General features: G+C 69.9%; 20 protein-coding genes. 11 read left to right on the top strand and 9 right to left on the bottom strand.

Translation table 11 applies throughout. The annotated features are described in order from the left end of the window. Positions 1-267: 267 nt before the first annotated feature. A complete protein-coding gene (locus F9C11_RS37160; RefSeq protein WP_409182016.1) occupies positions 268-1209 on the bottom strand; it encodes an alpha/beta fold hydrolase in 942 nt (313 codons plus the stop codon). Positions 1210-1336: 127 nt separating this feature from the next. Between F9C11_RS37160 and F9C11_RS37155 the strand changes: the two genes are divergently transcribed. Genes F9C11_RS37155 through F9C11_RS37135 form a run of 5 tightly spaced genes read left to right on the top strand, consistent with a single transcriptional unit; the run spans position 1337 to position 6048 of the window. Further along, the gene (locus F9C11_RS37155; protein WP_409182015.1) at positions 1337-2404 is read left to right on the top strand and encodes an acyl-CoA dehydrogenase family protein; all 1068 of its coding nucleotides are present in this window, start codon (positions 1337-1339) and stop codon (positions 2402-2404) included. A 2-nt stretch (positions 2405-2406) separates the two neighbouring features. After that, the gene (locus tag F9C11_RS37150; RefSeq protein ID WP_409187059.1) at positions 2407-3579 is read left to right on the top strand and encodes an acyl-CoA dehydrogenase family protein; all 1173 of its coding nucleotides are present in this window, start codon (positions 2407-2409) and stop codon (positions 3577-3579) included. Beyond that, complete coding sequence (locus F9C11_RS37145; RefSeq protein WP_409182014.1) at positions 3576-4484, top strand: bifunctional MaoC family dehydratase N-terminal/OB-fold nucleic acid binding domain-containing protein; 909 nt, start codon at positions 3576-3578, stop codon at positions 4482-4484. The genes F9C11_RS37150 and F9C11_RS37145 overlap by 4 nt, the downstream gene beginning before the upstream one ends. Continuing rightward, the gene (locus tag F9C11_RS37140; RefSeq protein ID WP_409182013.1) at positions 4481-4879 is read left to right on the top strand and encodes a MaoC family dehydratase; all 399 of its coding nucleotides are present in this window, start codon (positions 4481-4483) and stop codon (positions 4877-4879) included. The genes F9C11_RS37145 and F9C11_RS37140 overlap by 4 nt, the downstream gene beginning before the upstream one ends. Then, on the top strand, positions 4876-6048 hold the full coding sequence (locus tag F9C11_RS37135; RefSeq protein WP_409182012.1) for a lipid-transfer protein: 1173 nt from the start codon (positions 4876-4878) through the stop codon (positions 6046-6048). The genes F9C11_RS37140 and F9C11_RS37135 overlap by 4 nt, the downstream gene beginning before the upstream one ends. On the opposite strand, the gene F9C11_RS37130 is transcribed toward F9C11_RS37135, so the two are convergent. Continuing rightward, positions 6036-6599: a dihydrofolate reductase family protein gene (locus F9C11_RS37130; RefSeq protein WP_409182011.1), complete on the bottom strand. Its 564-nt coding sequence runs from the start codon at positions 6597-6599 to the stop codon at positions 6036-6038. The genes F9C11_RS37135 and F9C11_RS37130 overlap by 13 nt on opposite strands. A gap of 158 nt (positions 6600-6757) precedes the next feature. On the opposite strand from F9C11_RS37130, the gene F9C11_RS37125 reads away from it, so the two are divergent. Beyond that, a complete protein-coding gene (locus tag F9C11_RS37125) occupies positions 6758-7315 on the top strand; it encodes a DUF5134 domain-containing protein (RefSeq protein ID WP_409182010.1) in 558 nt (185 codons plus the stop codon). A 1-nt stretch (position 7316) separates the two neighbouring features. Here F9C11_RS37125 and F9C11_RS37120 read toward each other — a convergent pair whose 3' ends face one another. From F9C11_RS37120 to kstD, 6 genes are read right to left on the bottom strand one after another with little or no spacing between them, the layout of a single operon-like run. Continuing rightward, the gene (locus tag F9C11_RS37120) at positions 7317-7784 is read right to left on the bottom strand and encodes a riboflavin kinase (RefSeq protein ID WP_409182009.1); all 468 of its coding nucleotides are present in this window, start codon (positions 7782-7784) and stop codon (positions 7317-7319) included. Between the two features lie 27 nt (positions 7785-7811). Next, a complete protein-coding gene (locus F9C11_RS37115) occupies positions 7812-8672 on the bottom strand; it encodes a MaoC/PaaZ C-terminal domain-containing protein (RefSeq protein WP_409182008.1) in 861 nt (286 codons plus the stop codon). An 11-nt stretch (positions 8673-8683) separates the two neighbouring features. Further along, positions 8684-9709: a 2Fe-2S iron-sulfur cluster-binding protein gene (locus F9C11_RS37110; protein WP_409182007.1), complete on the bottom strand. Its 1026-nt coding sequence runs from the start codon at positions 9707-9709 to the stop codon at positions 8684-8686. After that, positions 9702-9968 (bottom strand): hypothetical protein, encoded by a 267-nt coding sequence (locus tag F9C11_RS37105; RefSeq protein ID WP_409182006.1) that lies wholly within the window; start codon positions 9966-9968, stop codon positions 9702-9704. Before F9C11_RS37105 ends, F9C11_RS37110 begins: the two co-directional genes overlap by 8 nt. After that, on the bottom strand, positions 9965-11149 hold the full coding sequence (locus tag F9C11_RS37100; protein ID WP_409182005.1) for a Rieske 2Fe-2S domain-containing protein: 1185 nt from the start codon (positions 11147-11149) through the stop codon (positions 9965-9967). Before F9C11_RS37100 ends, F9C11_RS37105 begins: the two co-directional genes overlap by 4 nt. After that, on the bottom strand, positions 11146-12822 hold the full coding sequence (gene kstD, locus F9C11_RS37095) for a 3-oxosteroid 1-dehydrogenase (RefSeq protein WP_409182004.1): 1677 nt from the start codon (positions 12820-12822) through the stop codon (positions 11146-11148). Before kstD ends, F9C11_RS37100 begins: the two co-directional genes overlap by 4 nt. Positions 12823-12922: 100 nt before the next feature. On the opposite strand from kstD, the gene F9C11_RS37090 reads away from it, so the two are divergent. From F9C11_RS37090 to hsaB, 5 genes are read left to right on the top strand one after another with little or no spacing between them, the layout of a single operon-like run. Beyond that, positions 12923-14509, top strand: a complete 1587-nt coding sequence (locus tag F9C11_RS37090; RefSeq protein ID WP_409182003.1) for an FAD-binding protein — start codon at positions 12923-12925, stop codon at positions 14507-14509. A gap of 32 nt (positions 14510-14541) precedes the next feature. Further along, a complete protein-coding gene (hsaA, locus tag F9C11_RS37085; protein ID WP_409182002.1) occupies positions 14542-15711 on the top strand; it encodes a 3-hydroxy-9,10-secoandrosta-1,3,5(10)-triene-9,17-dione monooxygenase oxygenase subunit in 1170 nt (389 codons plus the stop codon). After that, complete coding sequence (gene hsaD / locus F9C11_RS37080; protein WP_409182001.1) at positions 15711-16556, top strand: 4,5:9,10-diseco-3-hydroxy-5,9,17-trioxoandrosta-1(10),2-diene-4-oate hydrolase; 846 nt, start codon at positions 15711-15713, stop codon at positions 16554-16556. The genes hsaA and hsaD overlap by 1 nt, the downstream gene beginning before the upstream one ends. Beyond that, positions 16556-17455 (top strand): iron-dependent extradiol dioxygenase HsaC, encoded by a 900-nt coding sequence (hsaC, locus tag F9C11_RS37075; RefSeq protein ID WP_409182000.1) that lies wholly within the window; start codon positions 16556-16558, stop codon positions 17453-17455. The genes hsaD and hsaC overlap by 1 nt, the downstream gene beginning before the upstream one ends. Next, positions 17452-18021, top strand: coding sequence for a 3-hydroxy-9,10-secoandrosta-1,3,5(10)-triene-9,17-dione monooxygenase reductase subunit (hsaB, locus tag F9C11_RS37070; protein WP_409181999.1), 570 nt, complete (start codon positions 17452-17454; stop codon positions 18019-18021). Before hsaC ends, hsaB begins: the two co-directional genes overlap by 4 nt. Positions 18022-18039: 18 nt before the next feature. Here hsaB and F9C11_RS37065 read toward each other — a convergent pair whose 3' ends face one another. Further along, positions 18040-18327 carry a Smr/MutS family protein gene (locus tag F9C11_RS37065; RefSeq protein ID WP_409181998.1) on the bottom strand — a complete coding sequence of 96 codons (288 nt, stop codon included), beginning with the start codon at positions 18325-18327 and terminating at the stop codon, positions 18040-18042. Between the last annotated feature and the right edge of the window lie 10 nt (positions 18328-18337).

The following is an 18337-nucleotide window of genomic DNA, read 5'->3' as shown; positions in this document are numbered from 1 at the left end:
GCGATGCCGTTTCTTCGCCGGGTGGGGGTCCGGTCCCGGCGGCGAGCACGACGGTGTCCGGCCCGCCGCGCAGCGTTCGTCGGGAGTCCAATGTGGACACTTTATCGGCGAGCTGTGCCAACGCGTCCGGCTCGTCGTGCAGCGCCTCGGCGGATACGAGCGCCTAGGGGTAGAGGTGGCTGGCCGCCGCGGCCCGGCCGAGCCATGTGAGGTGGATCAGTTCGGGTCCGAAATCCTTGTCCAGGCAGAGGAGCGACGACGGCCTGGCTAGGCCGAGTCCGCGATCTCCGCCGCCCTCTCCTGTCCGCCGATCGCCGCCTGTACCGAAGTGCAAGCCGCCATCAGCGCGGCCGTGAACTGGTCCGCCGCGAAGACGCACGCGGTGTGCCCGGCCGGGATCTCGTACGTCGCGGCGTCGGCGATTCGCCGTGCCAGGCTGCGCTGATGAGCCGGGGCGATGAAACCGTCCCGCGAAGTCACCACGACCGCTGTCGGCAGGGTGAGGGTGTGCAGCCACGGCGTCGAATCGAAGCGGCCGATCTCGTCGAGTGCGACCGCGATCGCCCATGGGCTCGTCGAGCGGAATTCCTCCAGCGCCCACCGGTGGTCCTCTAAGCGGGCGAGGCGTTCGCGGCGCGGTTCGCCGGGGACCAGGCCGATGCGGGCCTGGTCGCGCAGCAGGTGCAGGGTGCGGCCGAAGAGGTCGAGCGCCACGCGCTGCCGGACGCCGCGGCGGAAGTTGCTCGCCGTCGAGCACAGGACCAGGCCGGTGACGCGGTCCGGGAAGCGGTGCGCCGCCAGCTGGCCGACCATGCCGCCCATCGAGTAGCCCGCGACCAGGAATTCGCCGATGCCGAGCGCGTCCGCGACCGCGACCACGTCGTCCGCGCAGTCTTCGAGGCTGAACTCTTGCGAGCGGATGCCCTGGCCGTGCCAGCGCTGGTCGAACACCACTACGCGGTGGTTCGCCGACAGCCGCTTCAGCACGGGATACCAGGTGAGCAGCCCGGTGCAGGCGACCGAGTGCAGCAGAATCACCGCGGGCGCGTGCCGAGGGCCGACGTCGACCACGACGGTTTGGCCGCGGCCGGGGAGGGACAGCGGCTCCGGGTCGGGGACGCCCGCGGTCGGCGGGATGGTCGCGAGCTTCCGGGTCGCTTGCCAGCCGACGTCGCCCAGCGCTGATTTGAGAACCTGTTCCGCACCCATGTCGGCGTGCCGCCCCTCTCCGCTCCACCGGTCGATCCACCGCCCGGCCCTGGGTCCCGGGGGTTGCCGAGTCAGCCCATTCCGGCTAAAAATAGAACGTGTTCCACCTAGGTGGAGGGAGACCGGAGTGGACTTCACCCCCGACGATACGCAGGGCGAGATCGCCTCGCTCGCCGCGCAAGTGCTCGGGAAGGCCGACGAACCCGCGGACCAGTGGCGAGCGCTGGCCGACGCGGGCCTGCTCGCGCTGCCCCTTCCCGCCGACCTCGGGGGTGACGGGCTCGGCGTGGACCATGTCGCCCCGGTACTCACCGAGGTGGGACGGGCCGCGGCGGCCGTGCCCGCGTACGCCGTTCTGGCGCTCGGGATCCTGCCGATCGAGGCGCTCGGCACCCCGGCGCAGCGCGCTGAGTTCCTTCCGCCCGCAGCGGCGGGGGAGACCATTCTCACTGCTGCCTTGCACGAGCCGTCCGCCCCGCTGACCGCCCTCCCGGCGACCAGCGGTGTGGCGGCAGACGGCGCGTGGGAGGTGACTGGCGTCAAGACGCACGTGCCGTACGCGGCGGAGGCGGCAAGGATTCTCACGCCGATCGCGTTGCCGGGCGGCACCGGTGTCGCGCTGGTTGATCCGCGCGCGGACGGGGTCGAGGTGCGGCCCGCGTACAACGCGTCCGGGTCGCCCGAGTACACCGTGCGGTTCGACGGCGCGCGGATCAGCGAGGCGGACTTCCTCCGGGACCGCACGGCAGGGCATGCGCTGCAGACGTTGCACCGCTACGCGTTGGCTGGCGCGCTCGCGCTTGGCGACGGACTGCTCGCCGGGGCGTTGGCGTTGACGGCCCAGCACGTCGGCGAGCGCACGCAGTTTGGTCGTCCACTCGCGACTTTCCAAGCCGTGGCACAGCAAATCGCGGACGTTTACGTCGCTTCCCGCACCGTGCATCTGGCCGCGGTGTCAGCGGTGTGGCGGCTGGCGTCCGGATTGGACGCGGACACCGAGCTGGACATCGCGGCGTACTGGCTGACCGAGGAAGCGCCGTCCGCGCTGGCTGTCTGCCACCACCTGCACGGCGGCGTCGGAGTCGACCGCACGTATCCGCTGCACCGGTATTCCTCGGCGGTGAAGGACCTCGGCCGCGCGGTCGGGGGAGCGGCGCACCGGCTCGGCCGGCTGGGCGAACGAGTGGCGGGATGAGCATGCACATCGAACTGACGGCCGCGCAACAGGAACTGCGGGCGCAGCTGCGCGAGTATTTCGCGGGCCTGCTGACCGCCGACGAGCGCCGAGCGTTGCTTCGGGAGCGGCACGGGCAGGTGTACCGCGATGTCGTGCGCCGGATGGGTCGCGACGGGAAGCTCGGCGTCGGCTGGCCCAAGGAGTACGGCGGCGGCGGTTTCGGCGAGATCGAACAGCACATCTTCGTCGACGAGGCCGCTCGGGCGGACGTCCAGCTGCCGTCGGTGACGTTGCAGACGGTCGGCCCGACGCTGCAGGCGTTCGGCACCGAGGAACAGAAAGCCCTTTTCCTGCCGAAGATTCTGGCCGGGGAAGTGCATTTCGCCATCGGGTACACCGAGCCGGAAGCCGGGACCGACCTCGCCTCGCTGCGCACGCGCGCGGTGCGCGACGGCGACGAGTACGTGGTCAACGGCCAGAAAATCTTCACTACCGGCGGCCACGACGCGGACTACGTCTGGCTCGCCGTGCGCACCGAGCCGGACGCGCCGAAGCACAAGGGCATCTCGATCCTCATCGTGGACACCCGCGATCCCGGGTATTCGTGGACGCCGATCATCACCTGCGACGGCGCGCACCACGTCAACGCGACCTTCTATTCCGACGTCCGGGTGCCGGCGAACATGCTGGTGGGCGAGGAAAACCGCGGCTGGCGGCTGATCACGACGCAGCTCAACCACGAGCGCGTGATGCTCGGCCCGGCCGGGCGCATCGGCGGCCTGCACGACCGCGTGTGGGCGTGGGCGGCGGCGCGCCGGACCCCGGACGGCACGGCGCTGCTCGACCTTCCGGACGTGCGCGCGGTGCTGGCCGAAACGTTCGCGGTCGCGCGAGTCAACGAGCTGCTGAACTGGCAGGTCGCCGCGGCGGCGGAGCACGGGGCGGTCGAGATCGCCGACGCGTCGGCGACGAAGGTGTTCGCCTCCGAGCGGATCCAGCGGATCGGGCGGCTGCTGGAGGAGCTGGTCGGGCGGCACGGCGACCTCGCCGACCCGGACACCGCGGAACTCGCCGAATGGCTCGACGTGCTGGCGAAACGGAACCTGGTGCTGACGTTCGGCGGGGGCGTCAGCGAGATCCAGCGCGAACTGATCGCCTCCGCCGGACTGAAACTGCCGAGGGTGCCGCGATGACGATCGAGGAAGCCGCCGCGAAAATCGCCGCACAGGGCGAAAGCGCGCCGAGGTTCGCGCGCGATCCGGTGAACCAGGCGATGGTGAACAACTGGGTCGAGGCGATCGGCGACGCCAATCCGGTGTACACCGACGCGGAATTCGCCGAGACAAGTGTCCACAAGGGACTCGTCGCGCCGCCGGCGATGGCGCAGGTGTGGACGATGCCGGGGCTGCACGGCGTGCGCGGGGACGACGATCCGCTCGGCCTGATCCTGAAGGTGCTGGACGACGCCGGGTTCACGTCCATCGTGGCCACCAACTCCGAACAGACCTACCACCGCTACCTGCGGCCGGGCGAGCACGTTTCGACCACGAACACCCTGGAGGACGTCACCGGACCGAAGCGCACCGCGCTCGGCGAGGGCTGGTTCGTGACCACCCGGACGAACTGGTACGTCGACGGGGAACTGGTGGCGGACATGGTGTTCCGCGTGCTGAAGTTCCGCCCGCGCGAGCCGGAACCGCCGCCGTCGCCGGTGCTGCGGCCGGTGATCAGCCACGACACCAAGTTCTTCTGGGACGGCCTGCGCGAGGGCGAACTGCGCATCCAGCGCTGGGGCGACGTGCTGCGGCATCCGCCCGGCCCGCTGCCGCCGGACGGTTCGCTAGACCCGGTTCCGGACTACGTTGTCGCAAGTGGACGCGGAACCGTCTACAGCTTCGTCGTGCACCACCATCCGGCGGTGCCGGGCAAGCGGCTGCCGTTCGTGGTCGCGCTGGTGGAGCTGGAGGAAGGCGTGCGGGTGATGGCCGAACTGCTCGACGCCGAACCGGACGAGGTCCACATCGGACTTCCGGTGACCGCCGCGTTCGTGCGCGTCGACGACGAATTGACCCTGCCCGCGTGGAAGGTGGCGCGATGACTGCCGCAGTCGGGACCGAACTGCCGCCGATGGTGCTCGAGGCGACGCCGACGTTCGTCATCAGCACTGCGCTGGCGACGCGGGATTTCCAGGACGTGCACCACGACCGGGACGCCGCTGTCGCGCGCGGTTCGAAGGACATCTTCCTCAACATCCTTACTGACACTGGGCTCGTGCAGCGGTACGTGAGCGAGTGGGCCGGTCCGCAGGCACTCATCCGCTCGATCAAGATCCGGCTCGGCGTGCCGTGCTACGCCGGGGACACGCTCACCTTCTCCGGCCGGGTCACCGCCCGCGCCGGCAACGAGGTCGAACTGGAAGTGTCCGCAGTGGACAGTCTAGGGGCACACGTGACCGGCACGGTTTCGCTGACGCTGCCGGAGGAGGACGCATGACGTTCACCGGGACCACCGCCATCGCCGGGATCGGCGCGACGGAGTTCTCCAAGGATTCCGGGCGCAGCGAACTGCGGCTGGCGGCCGAATGCGTGAGCCACGCGCTGGCCGACGCCGGGCTGAAGCCGTCTGATGTGGACGGACTGGTGTCGTTCACCATGGACGGCAACGCGGAGATCGCGCTCGCTCGCGAACTGGGCATCCCGGAGCTGACGTTCTTCAGCCGCGTGCACTACGGCGGCGGGGCGGCGGCGGCGACCGTGCAGCAGGCGGCGATGGCGGTCGCGAGCGGGATCGCCGACGTCGTGGTGGCGTACCGGGCGTTCAACGAGCGTTCCGGGATGCGGTTCGGCCGGGTGTCGGCGGCCGCGGCCCAGCAGGTGAACACGTCCGGAGTGGACAACGGGTTCCACTATCCGATGGGCATCGCGACCCCGGCCGCGACGGTGGCCATGGTCGCGCAGCGGTACCTGCACGAATACGGGGCGACCAGCGAGGATTTCGGCAAGATCGCGGTCGTCGACCGGGCGCACGCGGCGACCAATCCGAACGCCTGGTTCCACGGCAGGCCGATCACGCTGGAGGAGCACCAGGCTTCCCGCTGGGTCGCGGAACCGTTGCACCTGCTCGATTGCTGCCAGGAAAGCGACGGCGGCGTCGCGCTCGTGGTCACCAGCCTCGAACGCGCGCGCGACCTCCGGCAAGCCCCGGTGGTGGTCTCGGCGGCGGCACAGGGCAGCGGACCGGACCAGTACGTGATGACCAGCTACTACCGCGACGAACTCGCCGCGCTCCCGGAAATGGGCGTGGTCGGGCGGCAGCTGTGGGCGCAGTCCGGGATCGGACCGTCCGATGTGGACGTCGCGGTGCTGTACGACCACTTCACCCCGTACGTGCTGATGCAGCTGGAGGAACTGGGTTTCTGCGGCCGCGGCGAGGCGAAGGACTTCATCGCGGGCGACACGCTGACCCTCGACGGGAAGCTGCCGCTCAACCCGCACGGCGGCCAGCTCGGCGAGGCCTACATCCACGGCATGAACGGCATCGCGGAGGCGGTGCGGCAGCTGCGCGGCACGGCGGCGAACCAGGTCGCGAACGCCGGCACCGCAGTGGTGACCGCGGGAACCGGCGTCCCGACGAGTGGTCTGGTGTTGACTCAGGCCCGCTGAGCGGTCTTCGGCACGTAGCGCATCGCCACGGCGCCGGAGGCGAACTCCCGCCTGCCCACGAGCGTGAGGTCGAGGTGTTCCGGCAGCCCGGCGAACAACGTCGGCCCGTGTCCCACGATCCGCGGGTGCACCACGAACTCGTACTCGTCGATCAGCCCCATCGAAGCCAGCGCGAGCGGCAGCCGCACGCCGCCGGTGTACAGCCCCTTGCCGGGCTGCTCTTTGAGCCGCAGCACCGCTTCCCGCAGGTCGCCGCGCACGAGTTCGGCGTTCCAGTCGACGCTCTCGAGCTTGCTGGACACGACGTACTTCTTCGCCGCGTCGATCGTGCGGGCGAACGGTTCCATCCAGTCCGGCCGTTCGACCGGCTGGTCGGACGCCCGCCACGCCTCTTCCATCATTGCGTAGATCACCCGGCCGAAGAGCAGCGCGTCGGCGCGGGCGATGATCTCGGTCGAGTACTGGTGCAGCTCCTCGTCCGGGGCGATGCCGGCGAGGTGGTCGACGCACCCGTCCAGGGTGACGTTGATGGAGTATCTCAGTGGGCGCATCGGCCAAGAGTAGCGGTTTGACCTGGGCTTGCCGGTGCGCGCATAGCCCTTGTGGGTCAACGCGGATCACCTCATTGCTGGCTGGTGTCCGCCGCCTCGGGCGTGTCACGGTGGTAAGGCCCGTGTGACGCAGCGTGTCCGAGGAGTGAGGTGCCGAGGTGACTGTCCCGCTGGCCTGGCTGTTCACCGCACTGTTCGCGTTGCTGGCGCTGCCGTGCGTGCTGCGCCTGGTGAAACTCGACTACGTGAGTCTCGGCCACCGGGTGCGCAACGGCGATCTCGCCGAACTGCTGCTGGTCGTGGCGATGGTCGCGATGCTGTCCCCGGTCGGCGGCCCGATCCCGGCGGCGGGCTGGCAGGCGGTGCTGGTGCTGACCGCGGGCTGGTTCGCCTGGTCCGCCTGGCGCGGCCGGGCCGAGGGGCACAGCTGCGCACACCACGCGCTGTCCGCGGCGGCGATGCTGTACATGGTCACCGCGATGCCGCACGGCGGGATGGCGCACGGGCCGTGGCTCACGATGTCCACAATGGACTCCCGGCTGGCGTGGCCGGTGGTCGCGCTGGTGGCGGCGGCTTACTTCGCGGTGGACGCGGTCCGCTCGGGCGTGGTGGCGGTGCGGTCGCGCGGCACCATGATGCCGGGGCACGCCTCGCGCACGCTGTGCCGTGCCGCGATGGGCGCGGGCATGGGAGTCATGCTGCTCGCGGCGGTGTGAATCAGCCGATCCGCTGGACTTCGCCGTCCGGCGGGAGTTCGGCGAGCTTCGGCAGCGCGTCCGCCGGGTGCGCGGCAACCCATTCGCGAGCGGCGGCGACGTCCCGGCCCAGTGCGTCGATCAGCTCCTGCGACGAGCCGTAAGCCTGCTGGTTGCGCAGGTGCTTGCCGAGCCACACGGTGAGCCGCTCGCCGTACAGGTCGCCCTCGAAGTCGAGCAGGAAGGCCTCGACCAGCCGGTAGCCGTCGGCTCCGTAGTAGGTCGGGCGGCGGCCCACGGACACCGCGGCGGCCACGCGCGTGCCGTCCGCGCGTTCCGCCCAGCCGGCCCACACTCCGTCGCCGAGTTCGCCGCGCTGGTCGCGCAGCGCGATGTTCGCGGTGGGGAAGCCCAGCTCGCGGCCGCGCTTGTCGCCCGGCTCGACTGGCCCGCGCACCACGAAGAAGGTGCCGTCTCGCTCGTCCGCCATGGGACAACCGTATAACGGTCCCGATGCTCAGCGGGGCGTGAGCACTGTGTCGGCCAGCACAGGCGCGTCGTCCCGCTCCGGGGCGGTGGTCGTGACCAGCAGCCGGCCGGTTTCGCGCCACACCCGCACGCGCAGGTTTTCGCCGGGGAACACGACCCCGGCGAACTTCGTCCCGAATGCCGAGACGCGCTCGGGATCGCCGTCGAGGACCGCGTCGACCACGGCCTTCGCCACCACGCCGTACGTGCACAGCCCGTGCAGGATCGGCCGGTCGAACCCGGCGGCCTTGGCGAACGCCGGGTCGGCGTGCAGCGGGTTGCGGTCGCCGCACAGCCGGTACAAAAGCGCCTGCTGGGGCAGCGTCGGCACGTCGAGCACGAGGTCCGGTTCGGTCTCCGGCCACTCGATCTTGTCCGACGGCCCGCGTTCGCCGCCGAAGCCGCCCTCGCCGCGGGCGAAGATGCTGGACCGGGCTGTCCACAGTGGAGCGCCGGACTCGTCGGCGACCTCGGTCTCCTGGACCAGCACCGCGGCCTTGCCCTTGTCGAAGACGTCGGCGATCCGGGTGCGCGCGAGTCCCTTGCCCTCGACCGGGATCGGCCGGTGCAGTTCGATCTCTTGCTTGCCGTGCAGCACTTTCGCCAGGTCGATGTCCACGCCGGGGAACTTCAGCGCGGGCGGGGTGAAGGTGCGGAGATTCGCCGCGACGGTGGCGAAGGTCGGCAGCACGCGCAGGTCGCGTTCGTAGGTGTAGCGCAGTTCGCGTTCGGCCACCGGATCCGCGCCCGCGCCGACCGCGAGGTGGTACAGCAGCACGTCGGACGGTGTCCAAGCGAAAGCGACCTCGCCGAGATCGGCTCCGATCGCGACCGCGGGGTCGATGGGCACGGGCTCTCCACTCACTCGTAGCTGACGGACACCTCGTCGGTCAACGGTACCGACTGGCAGGCCAGCACGATCCCGTCGGCGATGTCCTCGGCGTCCAGCACCTCGTTGTTCAGCATTTTCACCTCGCCGGAGACAATGCGGCACGCGCACGCGCTGCACTGGCCCTCTCGGCAGGAATACGGCGCGTCGAGACCTTCGGCGAGCAGGTGGTCGAGCAGCTTCCGCTGCCGCGGCCAGGTGAGCTGCCGGGTCTCGCCGTCGAGGTCGACGGTGAGCGCGGTGGTCTCGCCGCCGGTCTCCTCCTCGGGTTCGGGTTCGTCCGCGAAGGGATTTCCGGTGAGCGAGTGGAATTTTTCCACGTGCACGCGTTCCCGAGGCACGCCTAGCTCGCGCAACGCGTCCTGTGCGGCGGCCATGAACGGGGCCGGGCCGCAGAGGAATGCTTCATGTCCCGAGTACGGCTTGGCGAGCGCTCGCAGCGCGGCGACAGTGGGCAAACCCTGCAAGGTTTCCAGCCAGTGCACCACGGTGAGCCGGTCGCCGAACCGCTCGGCCAGTTCCCGCAATTCCGCGGCGAAGATGACCGACTGCTCGTCGCGGTTGGCGTAAACCAGCACCACCTGGCCGCTGCCCTTTTCCAGCGCGGACTTGAGAATCGACATCACCGGCGTGATCCCGCTGCCCGCGGCGAACAACAGGAAATCGGTGTCCAAAGAGGACGGGCAGAACACGCCGGACGGCCGCAGCACGTCGATCGTCGCGCCCGCCTTCAGTTCGTCGCAGACCCAATTCGAGCCGTACCCGTCGGCGGTTCGCTTGACCGTGACCTGCACCCGGCCCTCGTGCGGCGCGCTGGAAAGCGAATAGCACCGCGCGACGGAACCCGTCCGGTCGCTGGGAATCCGCAGCGTGAGGAATTGCCCGGGGGAGTAGGCGAACCGGTCGATATGTTCGTCCGGCACGGTGAACACGATGGACCTCGCGTCCGCGGTTTCCTCGATCACCTCGGCGACGGTCAGCGTGACGACGTCAGTCATCGCCCACCTGCCCGAAATCGCCGTCGCGCACCGCGCTGTCGATGCTGTCCGCGAGTTTCTCGCAGGTGTCCAGCAGCGCGGTGTTGCCGCCGGAAGCGGCGTGCGCGGCGAACACCGGACAGCTGGTCGCGGCGTCGGTGGTCCACTGGATGCTGGTGTGCTTCAGGCTGTTTTTCTTGACCAGCACACCGGTTCCGCAGCTGCGGCACTCGTGCGGCCGCAACCCGGACGTGAGGAATTCGGTGGCTTCGGCCGTCACACCCCAGCCTCCTCCGACGTGGCGGGCACAGCCGCCGCCTCGGCCTCCGCCCGCTGGCGCGCCAGGTTCTCCCGCACCTCGGCCGCCCACACCTCGTTCGCCTTCGTGGTGTCCACTTCGAACTCGAACCGGCGCGTCATGTCCTCGGTGACGTCCGCGGCGTCCACGTAGAACTGCTCGTACCAGCGGCGCAGCTGGTAGACCGGGCCGTCCTCCTCGCACAGCAGCGGATTGTCGATCTTGGTCTTGTTCTTCCAGATCTCCACGTCCTGCAGGAAGCCGACGCCGATGCCCTTGGCGAGCTTCGCCGCGATCTTGTCCGCGTGCTCGTCGGAAACGCCGGGCATCTTCTTGACCATGATGCCCCACTGCAGCACGAACGACGTGGGCGAAACCGGATAGTGGCAGTTGATCAGCACGTTCTCGATTTCGAAGCCCTGGAAGGAGTTCACCAGCCAGTTGATCATGTAGGACGGGCCGAAATACGACGCCTCCGAGCGGAGCAGGTTTTCCTCGCCGCCGTAATTGGACGCCATGCCCACGTCCGGGCGGCCCTTGGTGTTGAGGTACTGGGTGGCGATGTGGCCTTCGAACACGTTCTTGAAATACGTCGGGAACGCGTAGTGGATGTAGAAGAAGTGCGCCATGTCCACCACGTTGTCGATGATCTCGCGGCAGTTGGCATTCTCGATCAGGATCGAGTCCCAGGTCCAGTTGCTCCACTCGTCGCTGAACGCGCCCTCGACGCGCGGGATCACCACGTGCTCCGGCGGCGGGTTGCCCTCCGGGTCGTGCCAGACGAACAGCTGCTTGTTCTCCTCCAGCACCTGCCACGACCGGGTGCGCGCCCGCAGCGGGACCCGCTTGGCGTAGGGGATCGACTTGCACTTGCCGTCGCCGCCCCACCGCCAGTCGTGGAACGGGCAGGCGATCTCGTCGCCCTTCACCGAGCCCTGGGTCAGGTCGCCGCCCATGTGCCGGCAGTACCCGTCGAGCACGTTGAGCTTCCCGGCGGTGTCGGCGAACACGACGAGCTTCGTGCCGAACGCCTGCACCGCGTGCGGCTTGCCGTCGCGGAAACTGTCCGCGAGCCCGAGGCAGTGCCAGCCGCGGGCGTACCGCGCCGGGGGCGCCCCGGCGTCGATCGTGCGGATCTGCGATCCATCGGTCTTCGGCGTCACTGCCTGCCTCCCGTGCCGGTCTGATCTTCGTTCGCCAGCGCCTGTGCCGCAAGGTAGCCGAACACCATCGCCGGGCCGATGGTCGCGCCCGGCCCGGCGTAGGTCCGGCCCATCACCGGCGCGCTGGTGTTGCCCGCCGCGTAGAGGCCGGGCACGACCGTGCCGTCCTCGCGCAGGACGCGGGCGTTCTCGTCAATCCGCAGCCCGCCCTTGGTGCCCAGGTCGCCGGGCACCACGCGGACCGCGTAGTACGGGGCCTTGGCCAGTTCGCCGAGGCTCGGGTTGGGGCGGTTGCGCGGGTCGCCGTAGTAGTGGTCGTAGGCGCTGAGCCCGCGCTGGAAGTCCTCGTCGACGCCCTTGCGCGCGAAGCCGTTGAACCGGGTGACGGTCTGCTCCAGCGCGTCGGCGGGCACGTCGATCTTCTCGGCGAGCCCGGCCAGCGTCGCGGATTTCGCCACGATCCCGGCCTGGTACCAGCGCCCGGGCAGCGGCTGCCGCGGGCCGAGGCCGGTGAACAGGTAGCGGTCGCGGTAGCGCTGGTCGAACACCAGCCACGCGGGGACGTGCTTGCCCGGACCGTCGCCGTCGCCGTACATCGCGTGCACTGCCTCGACGTACGGCGCGGATTCGTTCACGAACCGCGTGCCCTGGGAGTCGACCATCAGGCAGCCGGGCCGCGAACGTTCGGCGAGCGCGAACCACGGACCGCCGGTGAGCGGGAACGACGGGCCCCACCAGGCGTCGTCCATCAGGTCGGTCGCCGCGCCGAGCTTGAGCCCGGCGTTGATGCCGTCGCCGGTGTTCGCCGCCGCGCCGACGGTCCATTCGGTGCCGATCGGGGCGCGCTGGTACTTGGTGCGCATCTCCTCGTTGTGCTCGAAGCCGCCGCAGGCCAGCACCACGCCACGCCGCGCGCGGAACAGCGTTTCGACCCCGTCGCGGCGGGCCACGATGCCGGTGACGACGTCGTTTTCCACCCGCAGGTCGACCAGCGGCGTGTCGAGCAGCACCTCGACGCCCGCGTCCCGCAGCCCCTTCCGGAGCCCGGCCGCAAGCGCTTGCCCCATCGACAGCAGCTGCTGTCCGCGGACGCGGCCGATCAGCCATTTCATCCCGAGCGCCAGCATCCGGGCGACTCCGCGCGGATGCCGGGCGATCAGGCTCAGCCAGCGATAGTCCGACTGGGTGATCGGCACGCCGAGCGGCGGCGCGCTGTACGGCGGTTCGAGCTTGGCCAGGTCGGCGCCGAGCAGCTTGCCGTCGAGCGGCTTCGGCTCGACCGACCGGCCGCCGGGACGTCCGCCGGGCGCCTCCGGGTGGTAGTCGCTGTAGCCCGGCACCCATTTGAACTCCAGCGGCGTGTGCCGCGTGACGAATTCCAGCACCTCGGGGCCGTGGTCGAGGAAGGTCGTGCGGAGGCGCTCCGGCACGACGTCGCCGACGATCGACTCCAGGTACTGCCTCGCGCGTTCGGGTGGTTCTTCGATGCCCGCGGCGCGCAGCGCGTGGTTGCCGGGCAGCCAGACGCCCCCGCCGGAGCGGGCGGTCGAGCCGCCGAAGCAGGCCGCCTTTTCCAGCACCACCACGGAAAGCCCGCGATGGGCGGCGGCGAGCGCGGCGGTCATCCCGGCGGCGCCGCTTCCGGCCACCACCACGTCGTACTCGTCCGACATGCCACCTCACATGCAACGTGTTATCGGCTAAAGCTGGCCTGCTCGGGGCCACTTCCGTCACCATAGACGAGAACGTGTTCCAGTTCTAGGGTGGCGGACTATGGACGAGCTCGGGGCGGACGTCGTGATCATCGGAGCCGGCGCGGCCGGCGTGTGCGCGGCCATCGAAGCGGCCGACGCGGGCGCCAGCGTGCTCCTAGTGGACCGCTTTTCCGGCGGCGGGGCCAGTCGCGTGAGCGGCGGCGTGGTCTACGCCGGGGGAGGGACGCCGCAGCAACGCGCCGCGGGCGTCGACGACAGCGTGGACGCGATGTACGCGTACCTGCGGATGGAGACCGGCGACGTCGTGTCGGAACGGACCTTGCGGCGGTTCTGCGAGGAAAGCGTCGACATGGTGGCGTGGCTGGAGCGCCAGGGGGTGCCGTTCGAGGGAAGCATGTGCGACTACAAGACGTCGTATCCCAGCAACAAGCACTACCTGTACTACTCCGGCAGCGAACTCTCCGGCGGCTTCCGCGATGTCGCCAAGCCCGCGCCGCGCGGGCACCGGGTCAAGGGGCCGGGCACGTCCGGGAAGCTGCTGATGAAGCAGTTGCTGGCGGCGGCCCGCGAGCGCGGGGTGCGGATGCTGCCGCAGACGCAGGCGCTGAATCTGATCACCGACGACTCCGGCACGGTGACCGGAGTGCTCACGCGCACCTTGCGGGATGCGCCATCCTGGGTGCGGGCGCGGCACGCGCGGCTCGCGGATTGGGCGGCGAAGCCGGGCATTTACGTGCCCGCGATGCGCCGGTCCCTGCATCAGCGGGTCGAGCGGATCGAACGCAAGCACGCGCGTGAACTGCGCCTTTCCGCGCGGCGAGGCGTCGTGCTGGCGGCGGGCGGCTTCATCGTGAACCGGGCGATGGTGCGCGAGCACGCACCCGCGTATCGCGGCGGGCTCGACCTCGGGACCTCCGCCGACGACGGGTCCGGCATCCGGATGGGCGTGGAGGCCGGCGGCCGCACGGCGGAGTTGCACCGCGTGTCGGCGTGGCGGTTTCTCACGCCGCCGTCGGCGTTCCTCGGTGGGCTGCTGGTGGGCGCGGACGGACGGCGGATCATTGACGAATCCCGGTACGGCGCGGCGATCGGCGAGCGCATGATCGAGGAGCACGGCGGACGCGGCTGGCTGCTGGTCGACGAGCCGATCGTCGCCGAAGCCCGGAGGGACGGACGGAAACAGGGCCAATGGTTCGCGACACTGCAGCTGCGGTACCTGCTGGGCAAGGGCCGGGTGACCGGCGGGACCATCGAAGAAGTGGCCGCGCGCGCTGGAATCGACCCGGCGGGGCTGGCGGCGACCTATGCCGAGTACCAGCGTGGTCCGGACCCGGCGGGCAAACCGGCGGACTTCGCGCGCCCGCTGGACACGCCGCCGTACTCGCTGATCGACGTGTCGGTGAAACCCAATCTCGGCTACCCGTGCCCGATGCTGACGCTGGGCGGCCTGGTCGTGGACGAGGACACCGGCGCGGTGGCCGGGGTCCGCGGGCTTTACGCTGCCGGGCGCACCGCGGTGGGAATCTGTTCCAGGTCGTACGTGAGCGGTCTTTCGCTGGCTGACTGCGTGTTTTCCGGTCGTCGGGCGGGGTTGCACGGCGCGCGCGGGGCGGACCGCGTCGACAAAAACGAGAACGTGTTCTAGTCTTGAGCGTGTCGAGCGAGAGAGGACGGCCGATGAGCGAGCTGGCTGCCGTGATCGCGGGGGTGCGCGACCTTCTTCCCGTGCTGCGGGAACGCGCACAGGAGACCGAGGACGCCCGTCGGATCCCCGCCGAATCAGTGAAAGCGCTGCAGGAGACCGGATTTTTCCGCCTGCTGCAACCGAAACCGTACGGCGGCTTCGAAGCCGACCCGGTCACCTTCTACACCGCGGTCAAGCTCATCGCGAGCGCCTGCGGGTCCACCGGCTGGGTCGCGTCGATTCTCGGCGTGCACCCGTGGCACGTCGCGTTGTTCGACGCCCGGGCCCAGGCGGACGTGTGGGGCGAGGACCACGACGTGCGGATTTCGTCTTCGTACGCGCCGATGGGCAAGGCGACCGTTGTCGAGGGCGGCTACCGGTTGTCCGGGCGATGGAGCTTCTCGTCCGGGAGCGACCACTGCACGTGGGTGCTGCTGGGCGGGCCGGCGTTCGCCGACGGCAAGCCGGTGGACTTCTGCACGTACCTCGTGCCGATCTCGGATTACTCCATTGTGGACGTCTGGGACACGGTCGGGCTGCGCGGCACCGGGTCCAACGACATCGTCGTAGAGGACGTGTTCGTGCCGAAGCACCGCGCGCTGAGCTTCATGGCGACGTCGAAGTGCAAGACGCCGGGGCAGGAAGTGAACCCCGGCCCGCTGTACCGGCTGCCGTACGGTTCCGTGCACCCGAGCACCATCACCGCGCCGATCATCGGGATGGCGCAGGGCGCGTACGACGCGCACGTGGAGCACCAGGGCAAGCGGGTACGGGCGGCGTACGCGGGCGAACAGTCCAAAGAGGACCCGTTCTCGAAGGTGCGGATCGCCGAGGCGGGCAGCGAGATCGACGCGGCCTGGCTGCAGCTGACGCACAACATCGACGAGCTGTACCAGCTGGCCTGCAAGGGCGAGAAGCTGCCGTTCAGCACGCGGTTGCGGGTGCGCCGGGACCAGGTGCGCGGCACCGAGCGGGCGATCTCCGCGATCGACCGGCTTTTCGAGAACTCCGGCGGCCGCGCGCTGCAGCGGGGCACGCCGATCCAGCGGTTCTGGCGCGACGCGCACGCGGGCCGGGTGCACGCGGCGAACGACGCGGAGCGCGCGTACGTCATGTTCGGCACCGGCGAATTCGGTTTGCCCGTCGAGAATGCGATGGTCTGATGGTGCCCGAAGGTTCCTATGTAGACACTGCGGGCGGCATTCGCCTGCACTACCACGAGTCTGGCGCGGAGAACTCCGAGACGGTGCTGTTGCTGCATGGCGGCGGCCCCGGTGCCTCGGCGTGGAGCAACTTCGGCCGGAACCTGCCGGTGTTCGGGAAGTCCTACCGCACGCTGGCGATCGACCAGCCCGGGTTCGGCCGGTCCGACAAGCCGACCGACCACCCGCAGTACTTCCGGCACAGCGCGGACGCGGTCGTCGGCCTGATGGACCGGCTGGGCATCGAAAAGGCGCACCTCGTCGGCAATTCGCTCGGCGCGGGCGCGGCGGTCCGGCTCGCGCTGAACCACCCCGGGCGCGCGGGACGGCTGGTGCTGATGGGCGCGGGCGGGCTGAGCGTCAACGTGTTCTCCCCGGACCCGACCGAGGGCGTGCGGCTGCTGTCCAAGTTCGCCGGGGATCCGACGCGGGAGCGGATGGAAGCCTTCCTCCGGATCATGGTGCACGACCAGGCTTTGGTCACCGACGAGCTGATCGACGAACGCTTCGAGATCGCGCGTTCGCCGGAGTCGCTCGCCGCGATGCGGGCGATGGGCAAATCGTTCAGCCTGCCGGACTCCTTCGAGGAAGGCATGTTGTGGCGCGAGGCTTACCGCCTGCGGCAACGGGTCTTGCTCGTCTGGGGCCGGGAGGACCGGGTCAACCCGCTCGACGGCGCTTTGCTGGCGTTGAAGACGATTCCGCGTGCGCAACTGCACGTGTTCGGCGGCTGCGGGCACTGGGCGCAGCTGGAGAAGTTCGACGAGTTCAACCGACTCGCCCTCGACTTCCTCGGGAGTTCGTGATGGCTATCCGTTCGCTGGGATATCTGCGCATCGAAGCCACGGACATGGACGCCTGGCGCGTCTACGGGCTGAAGGTGCTCGGCATGGTGGAGGGTTCGGGCACCGATCCGAACGCGCTCTACCTGCGCATGGACGATTTCCCGGCGCGATTGGTGATCGTGCCGGGGGAGAAGGACCGCTTGGCGCAGGCGGGCTGGGAAGCGGCCAACGCCGCGGAACTGGACGACGTCCGCGCCCGGCTCGACGCGGCTTCGGTGCCGTACAAGGAAGGCACGCCGGAGGAACTGGCGGACCGCCGGGTGGCGGAGCTGATCAGCTTCACCGATCCGTCCGGCAACACCCTGGAGGTGTTCCACGGGGTCGCGCTGCAGCACCGGCGCGTGGTGAGCCCGTACGGGCACCGGTTCGTCACCGGCGAGCAGGGCCTCGGCCACGTGGTTTTGTCGACTCACGACGACGAGGCCGCGCTGAGGTTCTACCGGGACGTGCTGGGCTTCCGGCTCCGCGACTCGATGCGGCTGCCGCCGCAGATGGTGGGCCGCCCGGCCGACGGCGACCCGGCGTGGCTGCGGTTCTTCGGCTGCAATCCGCGCCACCACAGCCTGGCGTTCCTGCCGATGCCGACGCCGAGCGGGATCGTGCACCTGATGGTGGAGGTCGAGGAGACCGACGACGTCGGGTTGTGCCTGGACCGAGCGAAGCGCAAGAACGTCCCGATGTCGGCGACGCTCGGCCGGCACGTGAACGACCTGATGCTGTCGTTCTACATGAAGACCCCGGGCGGCTTCGACGTCGAGTTCGGCTGCGAGGGCCGGCAGGTCGAGGACGAGGCGTGGATCGCCCGCGAGAGCACCGCGGTTTCGTTGTGGGGTCACGATTTCTCGGTAGGCGCGCAATGACAGCGGCGGTTCCGGAGGCCGTGTCGGACCGGTTTCGCGAGGTGCTGGGCCACTTCTGCACCGGGGTGACCGTGGTGACCGGCTACGTCGAGGGCTCCACTTCGCTGGCCGGTCCCGCCGGGCCGGTCGGGTTCGCCTGCCAGTCGTTCGCGGCGTTGTCGCTGGACCCGCCGCTGGTGCTGTTCTGCGTGGCCCGGACGTCGCGCACCTGGCCCGCGCTGGCCGCGGCGGGCACGTTCGCGGTGAACGTGCTCGCCGAGGACCAGCAGGCGGTCTGCGCCGAGTTCGGCCGCCGCGGCGGCGACAAGTTCTCCGGGGTCTCCTGGCGGCCCGCCCCGTCCGGCGCGCCGCTGCTGGACGGGGCCCTGACCTGGGTGGACTGCGCGGTGCAGGCGGTCCACCCGGCCGGGGACCACTACGTGGTGGTCGGCCGCGTGACCGCACTGGGCGAGACGTCCGACGCCCGCCCGCTGCTCTTCCACCGCGGCCGCTACACGGTCACCGAACCGGTGCCGGACGCCCTCACCGCGCTGATGCCCTGGCCCCGTCCGGACGACTGGCTCTGACTCCCTCGTGAGCGGCGATCACGGTTCTAACCGTGATCGCCACTCACGAGGCCTACTCCAGCGGAAGTGCACGAACACCCGCCCGAAGTTGTCTTTGTCCTTCTCTATGCGGTGGTAGAGCGCCTTCACGTCCTTGCGCTCCAGGAACCGCAGCACGTGCTTCTTCAGTTGCCCGGACCCCTTGCCCGGGATGATCTCCACGAGCGGCGCCTTCTTCGCGACCGCCTCGTCGATGACCGCGCGCAGCGCCCGGTCGATCTCCCCGCCGCGGTTGTAGATGTCGTGAAGATCGAGCTTGAGCTTCATGCCCTCCTTC

This window comes from Amycolatopsis sp. VS8301801F10 (assembly GCF_046195355.1).
In the GTDB taxonomy this organism is placed as follows: Bacteria; Actinomycetota; Actinomycetes; order Mycobacteriales; family Pseudonocardiaceae; genus Amycolatopsis.
The sequence above is the reverse complement of the archived record's forward strand: the minus strand, read 5'-3'. Positions and strand labels throughout refer to the sequence as shown.